21 protein-coding genes and 3 tRNA genes are annotated in these 21,263 nt (G+C 62.6%); 13 read left to right on the plus strand and 11 right to left on the minus strand.

Annotated elements, in window-relative coordinates:
* Positions 1 to 35 precede the first annotated feature (35 nt).
* Both J7655_RS01220 and J7655_RS01225 read right to left on the minus strand, forming a co-directional pair.
* Positions 36 to 986, minus strand: coding sequence for a homoserine kinase (locus tag J7655_RS01220; protein ID WP_230926210.1), 951 nt, complete (start codon positions 984 to 986; stop codon positions 36 to 38).
* Between the two features lie 16 nt (positions 987 to 1,002).
* Positions 1,003 to 1,287, minus strand: a complete 285-nt coding sequence (locus tag J7655_RS01225) for a DUF2782 domain-containing protein (RefSeq protein ID WP_230926211.1) — start codon at positions 1,285 to 1,287, stop codon at positions 1,003 to 1,005.
* Between the two features lie 75 nt (positions 1,288 to 1,362).
* On the opposite strand from J7655_RS01225, the gene polA reads away from it, so the two are divergent.
* Complete coding sequence (gene polA, locus J7655_RS01230) at positions 1,363 to 4,158, plus strand: DNA polymerase I (RefSeq protein ID WP_230926212.1); 2,796 nt, start codon at positions 1,363 to 1,365, stop codon at positions 4,156 to 4,158.
* A 457-nt stretch (positions 4,159 to 4,615) separates the two neighbouring features.
* Here the strand turns inward: polA and J7655_RS01235 are convergent, their stop codons facing one another.
* On the minus strand, positions 4,616 to 4,948 hold the full coding sequence (locus tag J7655_RS01235) for a PilZ domain-containing protein (RefSeq protein WP_230926213.1): 333 nt from the start codon (positions 4,946 to 4,948) through the stop codon (positions 4,616 to 4,618).
* Positions 4,949 to 4,957: 9 nt separating this feature from the next.
* Complete coding sequence (locus tag J7655_RS01240; RefSeq protein WP_230926214.1) at positions 4,958 to 7,294, minus strand: DUF1631 domain-containing protein; 2,337 nt, start codon at positions 7,292 to 7,294, stop codon at positions 4,958 to 4,960.
* 204 nt (positions 7,295 to 7,498) lie between these two features.
* Between J7655_RS01240 and J7655_RS01245 the strand changes: the two genes are divergently transcribed.
* The 3 genes from J7655_RS01245 (at position 7,499) to J7655_RS01255 (ending at position 7,741) form a co-directional block, all read left to right on the plus strand.
* Positions 7,499 to 7,574: transfer RNA gene (locus tag J7655_RS01245), tRNA-Asn, on the plus strand.
* 9 nt (positions 7,575 to 7,583) lie between these two features.
* Positions 7,584 to 7,660 (plus strand) — tRNA-Pro (locus J7655_RS01250).
* A gap of 5 nt (positions 7,661 to 7,665) precedes the next feature.
* Positions 7,666 to 7,741 (plus strand) — tRNA-Lys (locus J7655_RS01255).
* 310 nt (positions 7,742 to 8,051) lie between these two features.
* Here J7655_RS01255 and J7655_RS01260 read toward each other — a convergent pair.
* The 4 genes from J7655_RS01260 to J7655_RS01275 all read right to left on the minus strand — a co-directional run bounded on the left by J7655_RS01260 (position 8,052) and on the right by J7655_RS01275 (position 10,793).
* Entirely contained in the window at positions 8,052 to 9,353 is a 1,302-nt protein-coding gene (locus J7655_RS01260; protein ID WP_230926215.1) for an NAD(P)/FAD-dependent oxidoreductase, read from the minus strand.
* 66 nt (positions 9,354 to 9,419) lie between these two features.
* The gene (locus J7655_RS01265; RefSeq protein WP_230926216.1) at positions 9,420 to 9,593 is read right to left on the minus strand and encodes a DUF3094 family protein; all 174 of its coding nucleotides are present in this window, start codon (positions 9,591 to 9,593) and stop codon (positions 9,420 to 9,422) included.
* A 25-nt stretch (positions 9,594 to 9,618) separates the two neighbouring features.
* Positions 9,619 to 10,167, minus strand: coding sequence for an MOSC domain-containing protein (locus J7655_RS01270; RefSeq protein WP_230926217.1), 549 nt, complete (start codon positions 10,165 to 10,167; stop codon positions 9,619 to 9,621).
* Entirely contained in the window at positions 10,164 to 10,793 is a 630-nt protein-coding gene (locus J7655_RS01275; protein ID WP_230926218.1) for a DUF1780 domain-containing protein, read from the minus strand. The genes J7655_RS01270 and J7655_RS01275 overlap by 4 nt, the downstream gene beginning before the upstream one ends.
* Positions 10,794 to 11,020: 227 nt before the next feature.
* Between J7655_RS01275 and J7655_RS01280 the strand changes: the two genes are divergently transcribed.
* Positions 11,021 to 11,710 carry an energy-coupling factor ABC transporter permease gene (locus J7655_RS01280; protein WP_230926219.1) on the plus strand — a complete coding sequence of 230 codons (690 nt, stop codon included), beginning with the start codon at positions 11,021 to 11,023 and terminating at the stop codon, positions 11,708 to 11,710.
* Positions 11,711 to 11,817: 107 nt separating this feature from the next.
* Entirely contained in the window at positions 11,818 to 12,033 is a 216-nt protein-coding gene (locus tag J7655_RS01285) for a hypothetical protein (RefSeq protein ID WP_230926220.1), read from the plus strand.
* A gap of 96 nt (positions 12,034 to 12,129) precedes the next feature.
* On the opposite strand, the gene yihA is transcribed toward J7655_RS01285, so the two are convergent.
* Positions 12,130 to 12,777, minus strand: a complete 648-nt coding sequence (gene yihA / locus J7655_RS01290; RefSeq protein WP_230926221.1) for a ribosome biogenesis GTP-binding protein YihA/YsxC — start codon at positions 12,775 to 12,777, stop codon at positions 12,130 to 12,132.
* Positions 12,778 to 13,194: 417 nt separating this feature from the next.
* Between yihA and J7655_RS01295 the strand changes: the two genes are divergently transcribed.
* The 5 genes from J7655_RS01295 (at position 13,195) to J7655_RS01315 (ending at position 17,633) form a co-directional block, all read left to right on the plus strand.
* Positions 13,195 to 13,485: a c-type cytochrome gene (locus J7655_RS01295; RefSeq protein WP_230926222.1), complete on the plus strand. Its 291-nt coding sequence runs from the start codon at positions 13,195 to 13,197 to the stop codon at positions 13,483 to 13,485.
* A gap of 50 nt (positions 13,486 to 13,535) precedes the next feature.
* Positions 13,536 to 14,141: a c-type cytochrome gene (locus J7655_RS01300; RefSeq protein ID WP_147811455.1), complete on the plus strand. Its 606-nt coding sequence runs from the start codon at positions 13,536 to 13,538 to the stop codon at positions 14,139 to 14,141.
* 153 nt (positions 14,142 to 14,294) lie between these two features.
* Positions 14,295 to 14,921: a thiol:disulfide interchange protein DsbA/DsbL gene (locus J7655_RS01305; RefSeq protein ID WP_230926223.1), complete on the plus strand. Its 627-nt coding sequence runs from the start codon at positions 14,295 to 14,297 to the stop codon at positions 14,919 to 14,921.
* Positions 14,922 to 14,940: 19 nt separating this feature from the next.
* A complete protein-coding gene (locus tag J7655_RS01310; RefSeq protein ID WP_230926224.1) occupies positions 14,941 to 15,813 on the plus strand; it encodes an endonuclease/exonuclease/phosphatase family protein in 873 nt (290 codons plus the stop codon).
* 5 nt (positions 15,814 to 15,818) lie between these two features.
* A complete protein-coding gene (locus J7655_RS01315; RefSeq protein ID WP_230926225.1) occupies positions 15,819 to 17,633 on the plus strand; it encodes a GGDEF domain-containing protein in 1,815 nt (604 codons plus the stop codon).
* Between the two features lie 38 nt (positions 17,634 to 17,671).
* Here J7655_RS01315 and J7655_RS01320 read toward each other — a convergent pair whose 3' ends face one another.
* Entirely contained in the window at positions 17,672 to 19,183 is a 1,512-nt protein-coding gene (locus J7655_RS01320; RefSeq protein WP_230926226.1) for a nucleobase:cation symporter-2 family protein, read from the minus strand.
* A gap of 226 nt (positions 19,184 to 19,409) precedes the next feature.
* On the opposite strand from J7655_RS01320, the gene J7655_RS01325 reads away from it, so the two are divergent.
* Together J7655_RS01325 and J7655_RS01330 are read left to right on the plus strand one after the other, a co-directional pair.
* A complete protein-coding gene (locus J7655_RS01325) occupies positions 19,410 to 20,000 on the plus strand; it encodes a MarC family protein (RefSeq protein ID WP_230926227.1) in 591 nt (196 codons plus the stop codon).
* Complete coding sequence (locus J7655_RS01330) at positions 19,997 to 20,779, plus strand: N-acetylmuramoyl-L-alanine amidase (protein ID WP_230926228.1); 783 nt, start codon at positions 19,997 to 19,999, stop codon at positions 20,777 to 20,779. The genes J7655_RS01325 and J7655_RS01330 overlap by 4 nt, the downstream gene beginning before the upstream one ends.
* 61 nt (positions 20,780 to 20,840) lie before the next feature.
* Here the strand turns inward: J7655_RS01330 and J7655_RS01335 are convergent, their stop codons facing one another.
* Positions 20,841 to 21,236 carry a response regulator gene (locus J7655_RS01335; protein ID WP_230926229.1) on the minus strand — a complete coding sequence of 132 codons (396 nt, stop codon included), beginning with the start codon at positions 21,234 to 21,236 and terminating at the stop codon, positions 20,841 to 20,843.
* Positions 21,237 to 21,263: the final 27 nt, after the last annotated feature.

Genomic DNA, 21,263 nt, shown 5'->3' on the forward strand with positions numbered 1-21,263 from the left:
GAGCGGGTAAGTCGCGACGAATCACGCCGATCCCGCTACAGGGCAAACGGCAGTGGCAGGTCGACCCGCTGGCGTTGCGCCAGGCGCCGTTGAAATTCAGCCGGATCATGAATCAGCACTTCCTGCCCGGCGAATGACGCGGCGGCGATCAGGCGTGACAGCCAGAAACGCACGCAGGCCACGCGCAGCATGACCGGCCACAGCTCCGCTTCGGCTGCGGTGAAGGGGCGCAGCGTCGCATAGGCGCCGAGCAGTGCGCGGGCGCGGGCGCCATCGAGGCTGCCGTCTTCGTGCGAGCACCAGTCGTTGAGGGTGATCGCCAGGTCGTAGAGCATCGGCCCCGAGCAGGCATTGTAGAAGTCGATCACCCCGGCCAGGTGGTTGCCGTCGAACAGGGCGTTGTCGCGGAACAGGTCGGCATGCAGATTGGCCCGGGGCAATGCGAGGATGCGCGGCTTCGACGCGGCGATCTCGGCCAGTGCATCACGCAATAGTGGCTGAGCCTCGTCATCGAGCTTCAGTGCCTGGCTCGGGCCTTCGGCCAGCATCCAGTCCAGGCCACGGTCACTGCGCCGCTCGATGGGCGCGTCACGGGTGGCCAGGTGAATCCGTGCCAGCAGGCCACCCACCTCCTGACAGTGATGGGCGTTGGCCTCGCGCACATGCTTGCCGGACAGCCTTGGCTGCAGCAGCGCCGGTTTTTCCGCCAGGCTGCGCAGCGCCTCGCCGTCCTGCGTGCGCAGGGCGTAGGGCACCGGCAGGCCGGCATCGTGGAGTACGTCGAGCAGTTCGATGAAAAACGGCAGGTCGGCCACCGGGCCGCGTTCGACCAGGGTCAGGACGTACTCGCCCTGTTCCAGACTGACGAAGAAGTTGCTGTTTTCGCTGCCCGCCGCAATGCCCTGGAAGTCACGCAAGCGGCCAAGCCCATAGGGCGCCAGGAAGACTTCGAGCTGATGACGCTCCAGGGGGGTGAATACCGACATATCAGACCTTAATGACTTACCAGCTAAAGATTTCCCACGAGGGGATCAGCATGTCCGGATCGTCCGAACGTACGAAGTTGCCGTCGCTGCCATCGGCGCGCACGAGAAAATAGGGTTTGCCGTTCTTCGGGATCACCTTGATGGCATAGAGGAAGCCATTGACCCGGTATTCCTGAATGGTGCGGTCGCCGTCCTGGCGGATAGTCACATCGGGATCGGCAGACACCGGATCTTCGGCGTGAGCGGCAAGTGACACACAGGCCAGCAGGCCGACCAGCAACAAGCGATTGACTGTACCCATGGTAACCTTGCTCCTTCGTTTTTTACCGATGCAGCCATTCTACCGCTGCACCCGCCGAAAAGGTTGATCCCGCGCATGAGCCAAGCCCCTCTCGTTCTGGTCGACGGTTCCTCGTATCTGTACCGCGCCTTCCACGCCCTGCCGCCATTGACCACCTCCAGGGGCATGCCCACCGGAGCGGTGAAGGGTGTGCTGAACATGCTCAAGAGCCTGCGCAAGCAGTACCCGAACAGCCCCTTCGCGGTGGTCTTCGACGCCAAGGGCGGCACCTTTCGCGACGAGCTGTTCGCCGAATACAAAGCCAATCGCCCGTCCATGCCGGACGAGTTACGCGTCCAGGTCGAGCCGCTGCATGCCAGCGTGCGTGCCCTCGGCCTGCCGCTGCTGTGCGTCGAAGGCGTCGAAGCCGATGACGTGATCGGCACCCTGGCGCGCCAGGCCGCCGGGGAAAAGCGCGATGTGGTCATCTCCACCGGCGACAAGGACATGGCGCAGCTGGTCTGCCCGCACGTTACGCTGGTCAACACCATGACCGGAAGCGTCTACGACGCCGATGGCGTGAAAGAGAAATTCGGTGTCGGGCCTGAGCTGATCATCGATTACCTGGCGCTGATGGGCGACAAGGTCGACAACATTCCCGGCGTGCCCGGTGTGGGTGAGAAAACCGCGCTCGGCCTGCTGGTCGGTGTCGGCGGTGGCCTCGACGTGATCTACGCCAACCTCGACAAGGTGCCCGAGCTGCCGATCCGTGGCGCCAAGGGTTTGCCGGCCAAGCTCGAGGAACACCGCGAAATGGCTTACCTGTCCTATCAACTGGCGACCATCAAGACCGACGTGCCGCTGAATATCGAGATCGACTCGCTGCATCCCGGCGAGCCGGATCTGGCTGCGCTGGTCGAGCTGTACGGCGAGCTGGAATTCAAGAACTGGCTGGATGACCTGCTGCGGCAGAACAAGGCGCTGGCGGCCAAGGCTGCCGCGCCGGCTGGCGATCTGTTCGCCGAGCCTGCTGGCGAAGCCACCGAGCAAGCGCCAGAGGCAGAACCAGCCAGTGTTGGTGATTACCAGCTGGTGCTGGAGCAGGCGCACTTCGACGCCTGGCTGCAGAAGCTGGAACAGGCCGAGCTGATCGCCTTCGACAGCGAGACCACCAGCATCGACGCCCAACAGGCGCAACTGGTCGGCCTGTCCTTCGCAGTCAAGGCTGGTGAGGCCGCCTACGTGCCGCTGGCCCACAGCTACATGGGCGTGCCGCAGCAGTTGGATCGTGATGCAGTGCTCAAGGCGCTCAAGCCGATCCTCGAAGACCCGGCCAAGGCCAAGGTTTGCCAGCACGCCAAGTACGACATCAACGTCCTGGCCAACGCCAGCACACCGATTACCGTTCAGGGCGTGGCCTTCGACACCATGCTCGAATCCTACGTGCTGGACTCCACCGCCACTCGTCACGACATGGACAGCCTGGCGCTGAAGTACCTGAACCACAGCACCATCCGCTTCGAGGACATCGCTGGCAAGGGTGCCAAGCAACTGACCTTCGACCAGATCGCCCTGGAACAGGCCGGCCCCTACGCCGCCGAGGACGCCGACGTGACCCTGCGCCTGCACCAGGAGCTGTGGAGTCGCCTCGAAGCCGTACCCTCCTTGGCCAAGGTGCTGCGCGACATCGAAATCCCACTGGTACCGGTGCTGGCGCGTATAGAGCGCAATGGCGCGCTGGTCGATGCCAAGCTGCTCGGCGAGCAGAGCGTGGAGCTGGGCGAGAAACTGGTGGAGCTGGAGCGCAAGGCGTTCGAGATCGCCGATGAAGAGTTCAACCTGGCCTCACCCAAGCAACTGGGCGTGATCCTCTACGAAAAACTCGGCTACCCGGTGATCAGCAAGACCGCCAAGGGCCAGCCGTCCACCGCCGAAGCGGTGCTCGCCGAACTGGCCGAGCAGGACTTCGAGCTGCCTAAGGTGCTGATGCAGTACCGCAGCCTGAGCAAGCTCAAGAGCACTTACACCGATAGACTGCCGGAGCAGATCAATCCGCGCACCGGGCGTATTCACACCAGCTATCACCAGGCGGTGGCTGCCACTGGCCGCCTGTCGTCGAGCGACCCGAACCTGCAGAACATCCCGATCCGCACCGCCGAAGGAAGGCGTATCCGCCAGGCCTTCGTCGCGCCCAAGGGCTACAAGCTGATGGCGGCGGACTACTCGCAGATCGAGCTGCGCATCATGGCCCACCTGGCCAAGGACGAAGGCCTGCTGGATGCCTTCCGCCATGACCTGGACGTACACAGGGCCACTGCCGCCGAGGTGTTTGGCGTGGCGCTGGAGGAGGTGACCAGCGATCAGCGGCGCAAGGCAAAGGCGATCAACTTCGGCCTGATCTACGGCATGAGCGCCTTCGGCCTGGCCAAGCAGATCGACGTCGAACGCAAGGAAGCGCAGGCCTATATCGATCGTTACTTCGCCCGCTATCCCGGCGTGCTGACCTATATGGAAAGCACCCGCGCCCAGGCCGCCGAGCAGGGCTACGTGGAGACGGTCTACGGTCGCCGCCTGTACCTGCCGGAGATCCATGCGCAAAACCAGGCCATGCGCAAGGGCGCCGAGCGCGCCGCGATCAACGCGCCGATGCAAGGCACTGCAGCTGACATCATCAAGCGCGCCATGATCAAAGTGGACAACTGGCTGCAGGACAGCGGCATCGACGCGCGCATCATCCTGCAGGTGCACGACGAACTGGTGCTGGAAGTGCGTGAAGACCTGATCGACGAAGTCAGCGCCCAACTCAAGGGGTTGATGAGCGGCGCAGCGGAGCTGGACGTGCCACTGCTGGTGGAAGTCGGCGTTGGCGCCAACTGGGATGAAGCCCACTGATGCCCCGGTTGCCGCAGCGCAACGCTGCGGCAGCTCTAAGGCTGGGCTTTCGGGTAATCAACAGGCGGTTTCTTATTGCAAATGGTTTTTAAAAAAATCCTGAACTTTCCGCGAAGCCGCCCGGTCAGAGTTCATGAATGGCCGTTAAGCCCTTCAATGCTCCTTTGTTGTGTTAAGTGTTGGCAGACATCTGAACCCCGCCCTAGCGGTTCAGACCTTGAACCCCGAACTTCCCCCTCCCCATACGAAGCTCGGGGTTTTTTTTGCCTGGAGAAAAGTGCCGGATAAATGTTCTGCCGAGGGGCTGGAGAGCGTTTCTTGGATTCGCTCTCAAGTCAAAACGGAGTAGCAGCTTAATGGGATGTGCCTTGGGCATCGAATGTTGTCAAAACGGCTTTGCCCGAGGGGGGGGGGGGTGATTACCAGCTTTCAGTGGGTGTCATACGGGCTGGCCTGCTCAGAGCCTGGCCAGCAGGCTTTCCAGTGCCCGTGCCTGATCGTCGGCCAGGTCGATGATGTGGAAACCGGCCCAGCAATGCTGACCATCGGCGCCGGGGCGGCTCCACAGGCAGTCTGCACCCAGGTGTACTTCCTGGGCGTCGATATCGCCGGATGTACAGACCAGGCGGCATTCCAGCACGGCATCGACCTTATGCGGCGTATCACTGAACAGCATGAAACCATCGGCAGACAGGTCGACGATACGCCCCAGGCGTTGCCCGCTGTTGAGGTCGAAAACCTCCAGCTGCATCTCGGTGCCATGGCGGCTGTGTTGGCGACGCTCTTCCATGGAAATTCCTCAGCGGGGTTCGGCCGTGCGCCCGGTGAAACGCTGCAGCACACGGTAGATGGCAGTCAGCGCGCGATCGACCAGGGGTGTCGCGCGTTCGGGGGTGACGATGCGGGCCAGGCCCTTTTCCATTTCGCTGGCCAGCAGGGTCAGTGGCTTGATCGCTACACGCTGACCACTGTTGTCGACGAACATGTAGTTGTGCGTGGTCGGGCTGAACCAGGAGAGCTTGAGTACGCGGCTGCTACTGCCCCCGACGAATTCGAACCAGGTGCCGAACTCGACAGTGGCCAGTTCCTTGGCCAGCGTTTGCGCACGCGCCGAGAGCTTGCTGCGTGAAGGCGCCTGGCGCGCGAGGTCGACGTCCTCACCGAGCATGGCGCCGAGCGGGCTCTGCGGCAGTTCCGGTTTGAGTTGTGCCGCCAGCTGCGGCTGCTTGGCCTGTACCGCATGCTGGCAGGCGACGATGTCCTGCAGCAGACGGCGAATTCCGTCTTCGTGGTAACCGCCCAGTAGCTCCAGGCCTTTGCGCAGGTCGCTGAGCATGGGCACGCGTATTTCCTGCAGGCGCTGCCTGTCGTCGTCGCCGAGCGGCATGCCGCTCCAGGCCAGTTGTTCGGCTAATTCACCAGCGCGTTGCCATTCTGGGCTTTGCTCGCCATGGCGCAGCAGGACGAACACCAGTACGTCGGCCCAGGTCAATTCCAGGAAATTGCGGATGATGGCGGGCAGGTCGCGTTGCTCGACGCATTGGCGCACCACTTCCAGCGCCTGCTCGCGAGCACCAAGCAGGCGATCCCGGCCCTTGGCCGCTTCGACCGCGCGACGCTCGCGCAATTCGACCTTGTGGCGCAGGGTTTCGACGTACTCGTTGAATTCCTCGATCAGGCTGTCGAACAGTCCCAGGTCGCCGCTGAAGCCATGTATGACCCGCTCGACCACCCACTGCATCTTGGCCAGCAGCCCGCGTTCATCGCCCTCGCTGCCATACAGGACGCCGGCCTGAGCCATGTTGTTGAGCAGACGCCGCGCCGGATGATGGTGCTGGGTGAACAGTGCCTTGTCCTGCAGGGCGATTTTCAGATAAGGCGTATGCAGGTGCGAGAGCGTGGTCTTGCAGGCATCCGGCAGGTTCTCGTCATCGAGGATGAAGTCGAACAGCATGCCGACCAGATCGATCACGTCGGCTTCCTGGTCGGACACCTTGCTGTCGCCTGGCAGGCTGCTGTGGGCTTCGAGCTGCTGTTGCAGATCGGCCTTGAGACCCTCCACGGCCTGCGGCTTGTGCAGGCGCTGGGCCAGATCACTGGCCGATTGCTGCTGCATGCGGTTGAGCGCCGCGAGCAGCTCGCTGGCGCTGTAGGTACGGCTGGCTTCGCGCGGGGAGAAGCTGACGATGCTGCGTGTGCCACCCAGCAGTGGCGCATCCGGGTGACTGTGGCGATGTTCGTCGAGCAGGCTGGACAGGCCGCTGAACAGTGCGCCTGGGTCGCTTGGTGGCGGTGCACTGAGATCCAGGTCAGATCGCGGCGTATCGACGACCGGATGGCCGGATGTGCCTCGTGGCTGAGTCTGACTCTGTGCGCCAGCCTGAGGCGTCTGAGGTTCGCTCCCACCGGGTTGCGGACGGTTTGGGCTCGCTTTCAGTTGTGCGCTGTACTTGAGGTTCGGCAGTACGCCGGCGTCTATCAGGCGCTGATTCAGTGCGGCATAGAGCGCATCGAGGCTCTGCATCACATGCCGGTCGAAAAGCATGTAGAGGATGGTCTTGATCTGCAGGGGAAAGGGGCAGGGCGCCAGGGCATCACGAAACGCCTGGGCGATGGCCTGTGGGCCGAAGGGATTGCTGTCTTCGCCAAGCTTCTGGCCATTGTTGAGCAAGGCCAGGCGTTGATCCAGCGCGAACAACTGCTGCGTACAGCGCGCCTTGACCCGGCTGACCATATTGGTGACCTGCAGGGTCTCTTCATAATCGTCGTTCTGGACCAGCGTCAGTTGTTCCGGGTCGCTGTTCGCTACAGCCGGGTGCTGCAATTTGCCGTCGAGGAAACTGGAGAAGTTGTTGGCGATGGTCTGATGGTAGCTGCGCTCGATCTGCGGACGCTGGCGACGAATTTCGCGCATGTTGTCGAAGAACAGCGTTTGCACCTTGTTGTTCTCGGCCTTTTCCGCGCATTCGAACAGGGTGTCGTCGACCTGGCCGAACACGCCGCCGAGGTGTTCTGCCAGGCGGTTCATCACCAGCTTGCGGCAGACCTGCACCAGATCGCTGAAGCGTGGCTGTATGCCACGGCTGGCGAGGCTGACTACCTTGGGGTCTGATGGGGGCTTGCCCTGGGTGCTCATGGACTGTCCTGGCTACGTCGTCGGCTGGCGCGTCCTGCGTCGTGCTGCAGTTCGATGCTATCTATAGTAGTTCATAGTCTGGCTGCAAAGCATTGTCATAAAAGCAGTTTGCAGGGGTTGACAGGGGGAATTTGCTACGTAAAATGGCGCGCCTCTAATGCGGTAAAGCGAAAGCCAAACGCAGCAGAGCTGGAAGACCGAAGTTCCGCGATAGCTCAGTCGGTAGAGCAAATGACTGTTAATCATTGGGTCCCTGGTTCGAGTCCAGGTCGCGGAGCCAACTTCCAATCGGGGTATAGCGCAGTCCGGTAGCGCGCTTGCTTTGGGAGCAAGATGTCGGGAGTTCGAATCCCCCTACCCCGACCATTTTTGGGTCGTTAGCTCAGTTGGTAGAGCAGTTGGCTTTTAACCAATTGGTCGTAGGTTCGAATCCTACACGACCCACCATATACAACGATGAAGCCCGCCTAGTGCGGGCTTCGTCGTTTCTGTGTTTCACGCGGTACAGGCCGCCTCGCATTGCCGCGGCCGCGCTGGCTGCTTCGCCTAGGTGCGCCATGCGCACCACGGGCAACCGACTGTCTGCAGCGGCAATTCCAACATTCTCCGTGCGGACGCTTCAGCTCGTAGGGTGGGCTTTAGCCCACCCGCTGTGGTGGACGTGGGCTGAAGCCCACCCTACGAGACTTGCTTGTTTCCCTTCTATCGCTTGCGGGACGGGGGAGGCGGGCATCAGAAGGCCGCATGGCGGCCGCTATCAATGCAGCTTCAGGCGCGGTTCGGTGCTGCGTCCGAGGCGGTCGCTGAGCATCAGCAGCAGGGTGCGAGGTACGCCATACAGTGCCATCTGGTGCATGCGGTACAGCGACACGTAGAACATCCGCGCCAGCCAGCCTTCGAGCATCACGCTACCGGTCAGGTTGCCCATCAGGTTGCCGACTGCCGAGAAGCTCGACAGCGAGATCAGCGAGCCATAGTCGCGATAGCGATATTCCGGCAATGCCTGGCCGGCGATCTTCAGGCGCAGCGATTTGGCCAGTAACGATGCCTGCTGATGAGCGGCCTGGGCGCGTGGCGGCACGTTGCGACCTTCCTGGCCTGGCTGTGGGCAGGCTGCGCAGTCACCGAAGGCAAATACATCGTCATCCAGCGTGGTTTGCAGGGTTGGGCGTACCTGCAGCTGGTTGATGCGGTTGCTTTCCAGGCCATCGAGATCCTTGAGGAAGCCAGGGGCGCGAATACCGGCAGCCCAGACTTTCAGGCTGGCCGGGATGAAATTGCCGTCGGCGGTATGCAAGCCTTCGGCCGTCACCTCGCTGACGGCTGCGCCGGTCAGTACGGTGACACCGAGTTTTTCCAGGGTCTGGTGGACTGGACGGGCGATGCGTTCGGGTAGCGCCGGCAGCACGCGCGGGCCGGCCTCGATGAGGGTGATGCGCATGTCCTCGGGGCGAATGCGGTTGAGCCCATAGGCGGCTAGCTGCTTGGCGGCATGGTGCAGTTCGGCTGCCAGTTCGACGCCCGTGGCGCCCGCGCCGACGATGGCGATATCGATCTGCGAGCCACTCGTGCCTTCGTTGGCATGCGCCCGCAAGTAGTGGCTGAGCATGCGCCGGTGAAAGCGCTCGGCCTGCGCCCGTGTATCGAGGAAGATGCAGTGCTCGGCGGCGCCTGGCGTGCCGAAGTCATTGGTCGAGCTGCCGACGGCGAGCACCAGGCTGTCATAGGGAATGCGCCGTTCAGGCACCAATACCTGGCCGTCATCGTCCAGGGTGGGCGCCAGGGTGATGGTCTTGCTGGCACGGTCGAGCCCGGACATGCGCCCAAGCTGAAACTCGAAATGATTCCACTTGGCCTGGGCCACGTAGTTCAGTTCGTCTTCCGAGGAGTTCAGCGAGCCGGCAGCGACTTCGTGCAGCAGCGGTTTCCAGATGTGAGTGAGGTTGGCGTCGACCAGGATGATCTTCGCGGCGCCACGCTTGCCGAGTGTTCTACCCAGGCGGGTGGCCAGCTCCGAGCCGCCGGCGCCGCCGCCGACAATCACGATACGATGGGACATGGATGATGATGCTCACAAGGCTTTGATAAAGGCGGTGTGAGTGCGAGAGGGCGAGCGCAAGGCAGCTCATAGCACCAATCCACTCAGAAAACGGCTCAGCAGGCCCAGGCCGATGACGATGAGCAACACCACGCCGAGCAGGCGCCAGACGCGAAAGGGCTGACGCTCCACCTGGTGCTGCGGTGCACTCAGGTACTGGTCGACTTTCTGCTGATCTTCGGGGCTCAGGCGGCTGGTCATGAGGAGGGCCTCTGCAGTGATGCGCTCATTCTAGGCGTGGTCGCCAGCCTTGGCGAGCGCTGCTGTCCTGCAGGTCAAGGGGTGCATGCAGGGGGTGTACGCTGATGCTGTCGTGCAGGCGGATGATGCCGCCCTCGATCACCCGTGCCGTGATGCCACCATGGCCACGCATGGCCTGGAAGGTGCCGCGCCCCAGGCGTTCCTCCAGTTTTGCGCAGGGTTGGCACCAGCCAGTGGTTTCCAATAGCGCCTGGCCGATGCGAAAGCGCCGGCCCTTGAGGCTGAACAGGTTGATGCCGGCAACCGCGATATTGCGGCGTAGCTCGCCGGGCGGCATGGGCGCACCACGACCGAGCAGGGCGGCGACCACGGCCAGGTGTTCCCACTGAATCAGGGTCACCTGTCGTGCATTGCGCGCTCCGGGGCGGCTGTGGTCGCCGGTCAGGCCGGCCTCGCGGCGGGCTTCCACGGCCTCGACTTCGAGCATCGCCTCGCGTGGTCTGGGGCGTACACCCAGCCAGCGCACCTGGCCGACTTGCGGTACGTCGGCGAGCAATTGCGGCAGTATACTCACAGGCCGATACCAATATCGAACAGCAGGCTGCGGCCGAGGTTCTGGCGCAGAAAATCCGGGGCATCCGGGTGGGCGAACAGCACACGGGCGAAGCGCGGGCCAACCAGTGACAGCGAGCGCCAGCCCTGACGCAGGTACTCGGTGGGTGGCGGGAAATGGCTGTTGCAGTCGAGCACCGCGCGCTTGAGGCTGACGAAGGCGACCAGATCGAGTTCGCCTGGATCGATGCCGCGCTCGCGGTAGTTATGCGCCTTCTTGCGCAAGGTGGGCGCCAGGCGTGCCTGCATTTCGCTGGCGGCAATCCGCCGGGGGCGGGCCTCGCGGCGCACCAGTTGGCTCAGGGAGAAGGCGCTGCGGCGTCGTTCCAGTTCGGCACGCCATTCGTCATTGAGGCGCCGCCCTTCATCGAGGACGAAGAACACCTCGAAATTGGCATCACGAAACAGCACGTCCGGCGGCTCCTGGCTGCTGGGGGCGAAATCGTCGTGATGATGGCGCACGTTCAGCGCTTGCAGCAGGCGCTGACAAACCCAGCGTTCGCGCTCCCATTTCTTCGCGTTGGAAAGGAAGGCGTTGGCCTGTTCGGCCTGATGCGTGAGTAGGCGCAGGTAGTCGGAGTCGTCCATGGCCAAAGCTTAGCCGCAGCGCTGCATTGCGTGCCAGTGCTCGGCGGGGCTTGAGCGCCGAAGACCAGCGTCACTTCCGTGCAGGGACGAATCAGGCAGGTAGCCATACGGCACAGTGCAATGGCAGAGCCGGTTTCCCGGGTGCTGTTTGTGCGGCGGTCCGTTTCGCCACGAGGCCGGTGTAAACTGCCCGGCACGCCAACGAATGAAGAAAAGGGTGCGTACGCATGATCGCTTCCAACCTGCTGGCCTTCTCCACCCTGCTCGGGGGCTGGTTGATCTACGGGCTGGCGCTGTTTTGGGCGGTGGCGCGGGCGCCCTGGGTCGAGCTGTTCAGTGATTTGCGCCGCCAGCATCTGCTGTTCGGCACCATGCTGGCGCTGTTTCTGCTGTGGTTGGTGCGTCGCGATTTCGACTCCGGGCTCTCCTATCACTTCATCGGCATGACCGCTGTGACGTTGCTGCTCGACTGGCCACTGGCCGTGCTCGCCGGTCTGGCCGCGCAGCTCGGCCTGCTGGCTGTCGGACGCATGGACCTGGCTTCGCTCGGTATCAACGGCGTGCTACTGGTGCTGATCCCCGTGTTGGTTACCGAGTTGTGCGCCATCCGTGTCGAGCGCGCACAGTCGCGCAACCTGTTTGTCTACATCTTCTTCTGTGGCTTTTTCCCGGCGGCGCTGGCCACGCTGCTGACGCTGCTCGGCGGCCTTGCCCTGCTATGGATGGATGGGCTGTTCCCAATGCCGCCCTGGCTCGACGATTTCGCCGGCTACCTGTGGCTGGTGGCGTTCCCTGAAGCCTTTATCAACGGCACCATCGTCACCGCGCTGGTGGTGTTCTACCCAGACTGGCTGGAAACCTTCAATCGCAGCCGCTACCTGCAGGCGCCCTGGAAGGAGAACGATCGAGACGCATGAATGGCGTTGTATTGCTCGGTTGAATGGCGCTGGTCGGATTGATCCGGATCAAGGGTCGCAACGGGCCTGCCGGCATGCTGTGCAAAACGCCTACGAGGGACTTGAACATGAGTATTCACAGCTGGGCCAGAAACGCCCTGCACGATGATTTGCGCGACGGCGAAGCCCAGGGTTTCGAGCGCCTGATGGTATTGCGTGCGCTGCTGGCGGAAATCGTGCAGCAGAACAAGGCGCTGCGTGACCCCCAGGAGCTGGCCAGCGAATTGCAGTTTCTCGCCGACAACCTCGACGATGATCGCGACTACAGCTTCATGCGCCCCTGAGTCAGTGTCGAGCCCCGGAGCTTCGCTCCGGGGCGGGGCTCCTGCCAATTGAGGCTATGCTCGTAAGGGCTTGCTGCGCGCAGCGCACCTTGCGACTCACTGCGCCGGGGTTTCTTCATCTTCCCCCGGCAACAGATCCAGCCAGCCGGCCAGGACCATCTGCGCCTCTTCCACGCCCATGCGCTTGGGTGCCGAGAACAGCTGGATGCTGATGCCTTCGCCCCATTGCTTGCGAATGTCTTGGCGTACCTTGAGCAGCGCATTCTTCGCTGCGCCGAAGGCCAGCTTGTCGGCCTTGGTCAGCAGGATGTGCAGTGGCATGCCGCTGGCCACCGACCAGTCGAGCATCATGCAGTCGAACTCGGTCAGTGGGTGGCGGATGTCCATCATCAGCACCAGGCCGCAGAGGCTCTCGCGGCTGCCCAAATACGCTTCCAGATGTTTCTGCCAGTGCTGCTTGAGCGGGATCGGTACCTTGGCATAGCCGTAACCCGGCAGGTCGACCAGACGACGTTCGTCATCTAAGCGGAAGAAGTTGAGCAACTGCGTGCGCCCCGGCGTCTTCGAGGTGCGCGCCAGGCTGGCGTGGGTCAGAGTATTGAGCGCGCTGGACTTGCCGGCGTTTGAGCGACCGGCGAAGGCTACCTCAAGGCCGCTGTCCTCGGGGCATTGATCGACCTTGGCAGCGCTGATGAGAAAGCTGGCCTGCTGGCACAGGCCGATGATGGGGTTCTTCGGGAGCATGGGGGTATCCGGTGATGTGTCAGGGGCTTTGCCAAACCAGCCAGGGGCGGTGCTAGGGTAAATACTCGCTCAGCGCCATGTATTGGTGATGAGGTGGAGGTGTTGGCCAACTCGCGGCGCCGGTATCAGCCGAGCTCTACCCTGATGGTAATTGCCGTTGATCGTTGCGCGCTATGCTGACTGCCTTGCCTGGATTTGGACGTGCTCTTGTGCTGTTCAGGGCTTGCGACATTTCCGCGCACCTGCTGCACTGGTGGTGGGGCGGCAGGTGGCGTCGTTTCCGTTTCAGTGTTGCCAGTATATAATGCCGCAGATTTTGTGTGCGCTTTGTCCCACCCGCAGGAACCCAATTTCGGGAGCGATCAACTCTCTGCTCGATAGAAAGCAGGACGTTCCCACCCTGATGAGGTTGATCTGATGAAGAAACTGCTGCTCGCCGCTACCCTCATGACCCTGTCCTTGAGTGGCCATGCTGCACAGGATGCGCAAGCTGTGTATGACCGTTCCTGTGGTGTATGCCACAACGGCCAGATTCCCACGGCGCCCAAGAAGGGCGACAAGACCGCTTGGGAACCACGTCTGGCCAAGGGTATGGATGCACTGGTGCAGAGCGTCACCAATGGTTTGAACGCCATGCCGCCGCGTGGTTTGTGCATGGACTGCTCGGCCGAGGATTACCAGGCGGTCATCAAGTTGATGACCGAATGAGCAATCCCGCCCGATAACCCTTTCTCTCTTAGCCGTAATTGGATTAGCTGATGAACAAAGTACTCGTGAGTCTGCTGTTGACCCTGGGCCTCACCGGCGTGGCACAGGCTGCTGGCGATGCCGAAGCCGGTCAGGGCAAAGTTGCTGTCTGTGGTGCCTGCCATGGTGTCGATGGCAATAGCCCTGCGCCAAACTTTCCCAAGCTGGCCGGTCAGGGCGAGCGTTACTTGCTCAAGCAGCTGCACGACATCAAGTCCGGCGCCCGTCCGATCATTGAAATGACCGGTATGCTGGACAATCTCAGCGATCAGGACATGGCTGACATCGCCGCCTATTTCGCCAGCCAGAAGATGAGCGTCGGCGCTGCCGATCCCAAGCTGGTCGAGCGTGGTGAAGCGCTGTTCCGTGGCGGCAAGCTGGAAGAAGGCATGCCGGCCTGCATTGGTTGCCATGCGCCTAACGGTGCCGGTCTTGCCGCCGCTGGTTACCCGCACCTGGGTGGTCAGCATGCGCAGTACACCGCCAAGCAGCTGACCGATTTCCGTGAAGGCAACCGCACCAACGATGGCGACGCGATGATCATGCGTTCCATTGCGGCCAAGCTGAGCAACAAGGATATCGAGGCGCTGGCCAGCTTTATCCAGGGTCTGCACTGATAGACCGCTGTTGCGTTTGGCAAGACAAAGGGTGGCTGCGGCCACCCTTTTTCATAGGCGTGATGGCTACAATGGGCGGAACCGGCTCAGCGGTAGCGAGTCATAGTCTCGAATCGCCACCAGGGCGACGCTTATCCAGTTGAGGAGTACCCCATGCGTAACCTGATTTTTGGCGCCGCTCTGGCGATCAGCAGCCTGTTCGGTCTTACTGCCCATGCCGAGCCGGTGGCCGGCCAGCAGTATGTCGAGCTGAAGAGCCCGGTGCCGGTGTCCAAGCCTGGCAAGGTCGAAGTGGTCGAGCTGTTCTGGTACGGCTGCCCGCATTGCTACCAGTTCGAAGCGACCCTCAACCCCTGGGTCGAAAAACTGCCGGATGACGTCAACTTCGTTCGTGTGCCGGCGCTGTTCGGTGGGATCTGGAACGTCCACGGTCAGGCGTTCATCACCCTGGAAAGCATGAAGGTCGAGCACAAGGTGCATGACGCCGTGTTCACCGCCATCCACCAGGAGAAGAAGAAACTGGCCTCGGCTGAAGAGTTCGCCGATTTCGTCGCCACTCAGGGTGTCGATCGCGAAGCCTTCCTCAAGACCTTCAATTCCTTCGCCGTCAAAGGCCAGATGGAAAAGGCCAAGAAACTGGCCATGGCCTACCAGATCACGGGTGTGCCGGTGATGATCGTCGGTGGCAAGTACCGCTTTGACCTGGGTTCGGCCGGTGGCCCGCAGCAGACGCTGGAAGTCGCCGATCACCTGATCGCCAAGGAGCGTGCCGCGCTCTAAGCGGCCGCAGGCGCGAAGCATGTTGCGCCGCTGGCGAAAGACACGTGCGGTTGGTCTGTGCGACCCGCAGATCAACCCGTACTCCTCGCCCCATGCCGACTGGCCAGCTGACGGCCTATTGCGCTTGCTCAGTTTCAATGTTCAGGTCGGCATCAATACCCAGCGTTACCACCACTACCTGACGCGCAGTTGGCAGCATCTGTTGCCTCATGCCGGGCGTGCCGGCAATCTTCAGCGCATCGGTGATCTGCTCGCCGATTTCGATCTGGTGGCGTTGCAGGAGGTCGATGGCGGCAGCCTGCGCTCGGGTTATATCAATCAGGTCGAGTACCTGGCCCAGCAGGGCGCCTTTCCCTTCTGGTACCAACAGCTCAATCGCAATCTCGGGCGCCTCGCCCAGCACAGCAACGGCGTACTCAGCCGCTTGCGTCCCACCTTGCTGGAAGATCATCCACTGCCCGGGCCGCCTGGGCGCGGTGCGATCTTTCTGCGGCTGGGAGAGGGCGAGCACGCACTGGGGGTGGTGATGATGCACCTGGCCCTGGGCGCTCGTACCCGCACCCGGCAACTGGCCTATATCCGTGAGCGGGTCAGCGAGTTTCGCCATCTGGTGCTGATGGGCGACATGAATACCCATGCCGTCGACCTGCTGGAAAATTCGCCGCTGCGTGATCTTGGCCTGCTCGCGCCGCAGGTTGAGGCGACCTTCCCGAGTTGGCGACCGCAGCGCTGTCTTGACCATATCCTGCTCAGTTCCGAACTTGAACTGGGGCGTGTCGACGTACTCAGCCAGCCAATTTCCGATCACCTGCCGGTAGCCGTGGAAATTCGCTTGCCGGCAGCACAGAATGCTGCGCAACTGCCTATGCTGAAAACGCCATCTCCCGAGTAAGCCGTATGAGCGATGACGCGCAACGCTGGAAAGACAAGTACCTGAGCAGCCTTGAGCAGCAGGAAAAGCTCGAGCGCCGTTGGGAGTTGCGCCTGGATCTGCTGCGCCGTGGCCTGGTGCGCAGCACTCTGGCGGCCGAGGGTGCGGACAAGGCGGTTGATCAGTGCATGCAGGAAATGCGTGAAATCCTGCGCCGCGATGACATGGACGCCGCGCTCGGCGGGCTGATCCCGCGTCTGGAAAAGGCCGTGCTGGATTCCGAGCAGCGCCGTCAGCAGCGTGCCGGTGAAGCGGCTACGGCCCTGGCCGGGCTGATCGAGCAACTGCAACGTCTGCAGCCGCCGCGTGAAGTACGTAAGGCGCTCAAGTCCCTCGGCAAGCAACTGCAGGATGCCACCAGTCATCAGTATCTGTTGCCGGCCCTGCTCAGTCAGCTGAGCAATCTGCAAGGACAGGCGCTGACCGTGCTGCAAAGCCCGGTTCAGGAACAGCCCGGGTTGTTGCAGCGGCTGTTCGGTGCGCGCGCCGAGAGCAGCGACGACGAGCAGAGCAGCGCGCAGGCGGCGGATGAGGTCGCTGAGCTGGCTTCTACCCCGGAGACCTCGGCGCCCGCCAGTCAGTTGCCTGCCAGTGCCGCTGTGCTGACTCGCGAGCCGGCTCCGCGCCCGTTACCTGACGCCCCTCCTGCGCTCGACAGTTTGCCGCTGCCGCCTGGCCTGGTGCCGCAGCAGGAGCCGGGTGACAGCCCGTTTTCCCTGCCCAGCAGTGAGCCTGGGTACAGTGCGGTCGCCCCGCACATCGCCGGCAGCTTGCGCAATCTGCTGGATGAGCTCGAGCTGCCGGCGCGCCACCAGCCGCAAGGCGAAGCCCTGCGCCTGCGCCTGCAAGGCAACCTCAACTGGTATGAACTGGTACCGGTGCTCGATGACCTGGCCGTGCTGGTGTTGGCGGTCAGTGACAGCGGTCAGCGTGAGTTTGCCGGTTATCTCAAGCAGCTCAACGAGCGCCTGGCCGTCTTCATCGGCACACTCAATGCCGCCAGCGAGGGTTACAGCGCATCGCTGGAAAGCACGCGCAGCTTCAACCAGCAACTGCGTGATCAGGTCAGTGACCTGCAAAGCAGCGTGCAGGAAGCGTCCGATCTGGAATCTCTCAAACAGGCGCTGGAGCAGCGTCTGGAAGGCCTGCTGCAGAGTGTCAGCAACCATCAGCGCCAGCGCGACAGCAGTGAAGCGGAGGTGGCCGAGCGTCTGCAGGGGCTGGTCAGGCGTGTCGCCGAGATGGAGCAGGAGGCGCAGCAGTTTCGCGAGCATATCGAGGAGCAGCGGCAGAAATCCTTGCTTGACCCGCTTACCGGGCTGCCCAACCGTGCGGCCTGGATCGAGCGGCTGGAGCTGGAAGTTGCCCGGCGCCAGCGCTATGGCGGGCAGTTGCTGCTGGCGGTGCTGGATATCGATCACTTCAAGCGCATCAACGATGGCTATGGTCACCTGGCCGGTGATCGGGTGCTGAAGATCATCGCCGGCGAGCTCAGCAAGCGTTTGCGCAAGACCGACTTCATGGCCCGCTTCGGTGGTGAGGAGTTCGTCCTGCTGATTCCGGCAACGCCATTGGCGGGTGGCGTACAGCTGCTGGAAATCCTGCGCGCGGCAATCGAGGCCTGCCCGTTCCATTTCAAGGGCGAGCCGGTGACCATTACCCTTTCTGCCGGTATCGCCGAGTTTCGCGATGGCGAAACGCCCGAAGCGGCCTTCGAGCGTGCCGATCAGGCGCTGTATCGCGCCAAGGGCGCCGGGCGTAACCGCATCGAACAGGCCTAAGCCCCCGGCTGCGGTTCGCCATCAACTGCCCGGCGTGCTCAGGTCGTTACCTCGGCTCGCGTCCTGCTGGTGCGCGCCGGTGCCGTGTGCTCATCATCGTCGCGCAGCGGCACCTCATTACCCTGTGCGTCATACAGCTTGCCGCCGATGAAGTGGTCGCCGTCGTGCAGGGCGGCGATATCGCGGTAACGCAGGCTGCGTTCAGTGCCGGCGACGAATACCGACTGTTGGTCGGAATTGCCCGCGGTGAGGTGGTTGAACAGCAGGTTGAGCAGAATCGCCATGATCGCCGCCGAGCTGATGCCGGAGTGGAAGATGGTCTCGAACCAGGCCGGGAAGTGGTGATAGAAGCTGGGCATGGCAATCGGAATCATGCCGAAACCTATCGAGGTGGCGACGATCACCAGGTTCATGTTGTTGCGGTAGTCCACCTTGGCCAGGGTGCGGATACCGCTGGCAGCGACCGTGCCGAACAGCACGATGCCGGCACCACCGAGTACCGAGGTCGGCACGGCAGCGATTACCCGGCCCATGATGGGCAGCAGGCCAAGGGTGACCAGAATCAGCCCGCCGGTGGCGACCACGTAGCGGCTCTTCACGCCAGTCACGGCAACCAGGCCGACGTTCTGGGCGAAGGCGCTCTGGGTGAAGGAGCCGAATAGCGGCGCAACGACACTGGCGATCATGTCCGCGCGCAAACCGTTGCCGAGGCGTTTGGAGTCGACCTTGGTGTCGATGATGTCGCCGACGGCGAGGATGTCGGCCGAGGTTTCCACCAGGATCACCATCACCACGATCAGCATCGAGATGATCGCTGCCACCTCGAACACCGGCATGCCGAAATGTAGCGGTGCCGGGAAGGCCAGCACCGGCCCTTCGCTGACCTTGGAAAAGTCGGCCATGCCGAATGCCACCGCCACCAGGGTGCCGATCACCATGGCCAGCAGGATCGACAGGCGCGAGATGGTGGCGCTGCCGACCTTGCTCAGCAGCAGCACGGTGGTCAGGGTGAAGGCGGCCAGGCCGATGTTGGCCATGCTGCCAAAGTCGGCTGCACTGCTGTTGCCGCCCATGGCCCAGCGCGCGGCGACAGGCATCAGCGTCAGGCCGATGGTGGTGATGACGATGCCGGTCACCAGCGGTGGGAAGAACTTGGTGATCTTGGAAAAGATCGGCGTGATCAGCAGCCCGATCGCCGCTGCGCCTATCACCGCGCCGAATACCACCGGCAGCCCGCCTTCACCGCCATTGGCGCCGACTATCGCCACGATGGTGGCGACGCTGGCGAACGACACGCCCTGCACCAGCGGTAACTGACAGCCGAAGAACGGCAAGCCGATGGTCTGCAGCAAAGTGGCAGCGCCACCGACGAAAAGCGAGGCGGCGATCAGCAGGCCGATATCGGCCGGCGACAGGCCAGCCGCCTGGCCGACGATCAGTGGCACGGCGACGATACCGCCATACATGGTCAGTACGTGTTGCAGGCCATAGAGCAGATTGGAGCCGATACCGAGGTTCTCGTCCTCGGGGCGCTGAGCGTTGGAGGTCATGGGAAACTACTCGCTGTTGTTCTTGTGCGGTCAATGTAGACATTTTGTGGCTGTCTTGGCTACTACTTTGTATACAATTTTACGAATGGTCGTTCCCATGACCGTCGCTGCGTTTTCGGTCATTAAGATTTCACGCCGGCTGAAAATGCCAAGTCCAATACGCGTGCGACTCGCGAGGTGACCCCCGCAGGCTCTAGACTATGTCCACCTGTCAGCGGAGATACCCATGGACATTTTCAGCATCGCCGTGCTGATCTTTTTGGTCACCGACCCATTTGGCAATATCGCCATCTACATCGCCGCGCTGAAGAACGTCGAGCCGCGTCGCCGCCTGTGGATCGCCGCGCGCGAGCTGCTGTTCGCCCTTGCCCTGCTGCTGCTATTCCTCACCTTTGGTGACAAATTCCTCAGCAGCCTCGGGTTGTCACGCGAGGCAACGGCGATTGCCGGCGCTATCATCCTGTTCGTCATCGCCATGCGCCTGATTTTCCCCAGCCCGCAAGGCCTGCTCGGTGATGTACCGGACGGTGAGCCGATGCTGGTGCCGCTGGCTACACCGGCGGTCGCCGGGCCTTCGGCCCTGGCAGTGCTGATGACCCTGCGCAACACCCACACCGGACCGCTCTGGGAACTTTACCTGGCGCTGATCCTGGCCTGGGCGGCGACGGCATTCATCCTGTTGCAGGCGTCGTTCCTGCAGCGTTTTCTCGGTAATCGCGGGTTGATGGCGGTGGAACGATTGATGGGCATGCTGCTGATCATGCTCAGCGTCGACATGCTGCTGGATAACCTGCAGAGCGTATTCGGTCACGCATGAAATCTCTTTGCCTTGCCCTTGCCCTCGTTCTGCTTGCCGGCTGTAGCGGTGGCTTGCGTATCGATGACAGCCACACCGCGACGGGCCAGAACAGCCGCGTGCAGTACGTCGTGCTGCACTACACCTCCGCTGATCTGCAGCGCTCGCTCGAGCTGCTGACGCAGACCGAGGTGAGCAGCCACTACCTGATCGGTGATGCACCGCCGACCGTCTATCGTCTGGTCGATGAGAACCGTCGCGCCTGGCATGTTGGCGTCAGCGAATGGAAGGGCCGCACCTGGCTCAACAGCACCACGATCGGTATCGAGCTGGTCAACCAGGGCTACTACCAGACGCCGGCCGGGCGTTACTGGCAGCCGTTCTCGCCGCAGCAGATCGATACCCTGATCGTGCTGCTCAAGGATATCGTCCAGCGCCACCAGCTGCCGCTGGGTTCGATCATCGCGCACAGCGATGTGGCGCCGCAGCGTAAGGTCGATCCGGGCCCGCTGTTCCCCTGGAAGCGTCTGGCTGACGAAGGGCTGGTGCCCTGGCCGGATGAGGACGCCGTGGCGCGCCAGCAGGCGTTGTTCAGCGCCAGCCTGCCCAGCGTGCAGTGGTTCCAGGAACAACTGGCGCAGCAGGGCTACACGGTGCCGCAGCATGGTGAGCTGGACGAAGCGACACGCAACGTCATCGCCGCCTTTCAGATGAAGTATCGCCCAGCCAACCATGACGGCCAGCCGGATGCGGAAACCGCCGCGCGCCTGCTGGTGCTCAATCTGCAGGCTGCCGGTTGAGCCGAACGGAGCACTGACAGGGGCGTCATGCCTGCGCAGGCCGGCATCGACGGCGCGCGTTTCACTGGTTCAGCAGCGCATTCAGACGCTGGGCCAGCAGGCCGAAGTCGTAGGGTTTGACGATGCTGTCGGTCGCTGCGCTCGCGTCGCGTGCGCGCACCTCGTCGAGCAGTTCCTGCTCGTAATAGCCGCTGGCGAACAGCACGGGCAGAGCCGGCCTGAGTTGCCGCGCCGCCGCGACCAGGGCGCGACCATCCATGCCGGGCAGGCCGATATCGGTCATCAGCAGATCGAAATGCTGGTCGCTGCGCAGCCGTTCCAGCGCACTGGCGGCGTCGCGTTGGGCCGTCACGCCATAACCGAACTCTGCGAGCACTTCCGTGGTCAATTCGCGCACCACATGATCATCCTCCACCAGCAGGATGGTCTTGGCAGGGAGGGCGTCGATTTCGCTCATGGGGTTCTCTGTTTCTGTGCGCAGAAT

The organism is Pseudomonas wenzhouensis (assembly GCF_021029445.1).
GTDB lineage: Bacteria > Pseudomonadota > Gammaproteobacteria > Pseudomonadales > Pseudomonadaceae > Aquipseudomonas > Aquipseudomonas wenzhouensis.

Excerpts from the sequence above, each read along its gene's own strand:
- J7655_RS01220 (WP_230926210.1), bottom strand. The coding sequence starts at position 986 with ATGTCGGTATTCACCCCCCTGGAGCGTCATCAGCTCGAAGTCTTCCTG.
- J7655_RS01225 (WP_230926211.1), bottom strand. The coding sequence starts at position 1,287 with ATGGGTACAGTCAATCGCTTGTTGCTGGTCGGCCTGCTGGCCTGTGTG.
- polA (WP_230926212.1), top strand. The coding sequence starts at position 1,363 with ATGAGCCAAGCCCCTCTCGTTCTGGTCGACGGTTCCTCGTATCTGTAC.
- J7655_RS01235 (WP_230926213.1), bottom strand. The coding sequence starts at position 4,948 with ATGGAAGAGCGTCGCCAACACAGCCGCCATGGCACCGAGATGCAGCTG.
- J7655_RS01240 (WP_230926214.1), bottom strand. The coding sequence starts at position 7,294 with ATGAGCACCCAGGGCAAGCCCCCATCAGACCCCAAGGTAGTCAGCCTC.
- J7655_RS01260 (WP_230926215.1), bottom strand. The coding sequence starts at position 9,353 with ATGTCCCATCGTATCGTGATTGTCGGCGGCGGCGCCGGCGGCTCGGAG.
- J7655_RS01265 (WP_230926216.1), bottom strand. The coding sequence starts at position 9,593 with ATGACCAGCCGCCTGAGCCCCGAAGATCAGCAGAAAGTCGACCAGTAC.
- J7655_RS01275 (WP_230926218.1), bottom strand. The coding sequence starts at position 10,793 with ATGGACGACTCCGACTACCTGCGCCTACTCACGCATCAGGCCGAACAG.
- J7655_RS01280 (WP_230926219.1), top strand. The coding sequence starts at position 11,021 with ATGATCGCTTCCAACCTGCTGGCCTTCTCCACCCTGCTCGGGGGCTGG.
- J7655_RS01285 (WP_230926220.1), top strand. The coding sequence starts at position 11,818 with ATGAGTATTCACAGCTGGGCCAGAAACGCCCTGCACGATGATTTGCGC.
- yihA (WP_230926221.1), bottom strand. The coding sequence starts at position 12,777 with ATGCTCCCGAAGAACCCCATCATCGGCCTGTGCCAGCAGGCCAGCTTT.
- J7655_RS01295 (WP_230926222.1), top strand. The coding sequence starts at position 13,195 with ATGAAGAAACTGCTGCTCGCCGCTACCCTCATGACCCTGTCCTTGAGT.
- J7655_RS01300 (WP_147811455.1), top strand. The coding sequence starts at position 13,536 with ATGAACAAAGTACTCGTGAGTCTGCTGTTGACCCTGGGCCTCACCGGC.
- J7655_RS01305 (WP_230926223.1), top strand. The coding sequence starts at position 14,295 with ATGCGTAACCTGATTTTTGGCGCCGCTCTGGCGATCAGCAGCCTGTTC.
- J7655_RS01310 (WP_230926224.1), top strand. The coding sequence starts at position 14,941 with ATGTTGCGCCGCTGGCGAAAGACACGTGCGGTTGGTCTGTGCGACCCG.
- J7655_RS01315 (WP_230926225.1), top strand. The coding sequence starts at position 15,819 with ATGAGCGATGACGCGCAACGCTGGAAAGACAAGTACCTGAGCAGCCTT.
- J7655_RS01320 (WP_230926226.1), bottom strand. The coding sequence starts at position 19,183 with ATGACCTCCAACGCTCAGCGCCCCGAGGACGAGAACCTCGGTATCGGC.
- J7655_RS01325 (WP_230926227.1), top strand. The coding sequence starts at position 19,410 with ATGGACATTTTCAGCATCGCCGTGCTGATCTTTTTGGTCACCGACCCA.
- J7655_RS01330 (WP_230926228.1), top strand. The coding sequence starts at position 19,997 with ATGAAATCTCTTTGCCTTGCCCTTGCCCTCGTTCTGCTTGCCGGCTGT.
- J7655_RS01335 (WP_230926229.1), bottom strand. The coding sequence starts at position 21,236 with ATGAGCGAAATCGACGCCCTCCCTGCCAAGACCATCCTGCTGGTGGAG.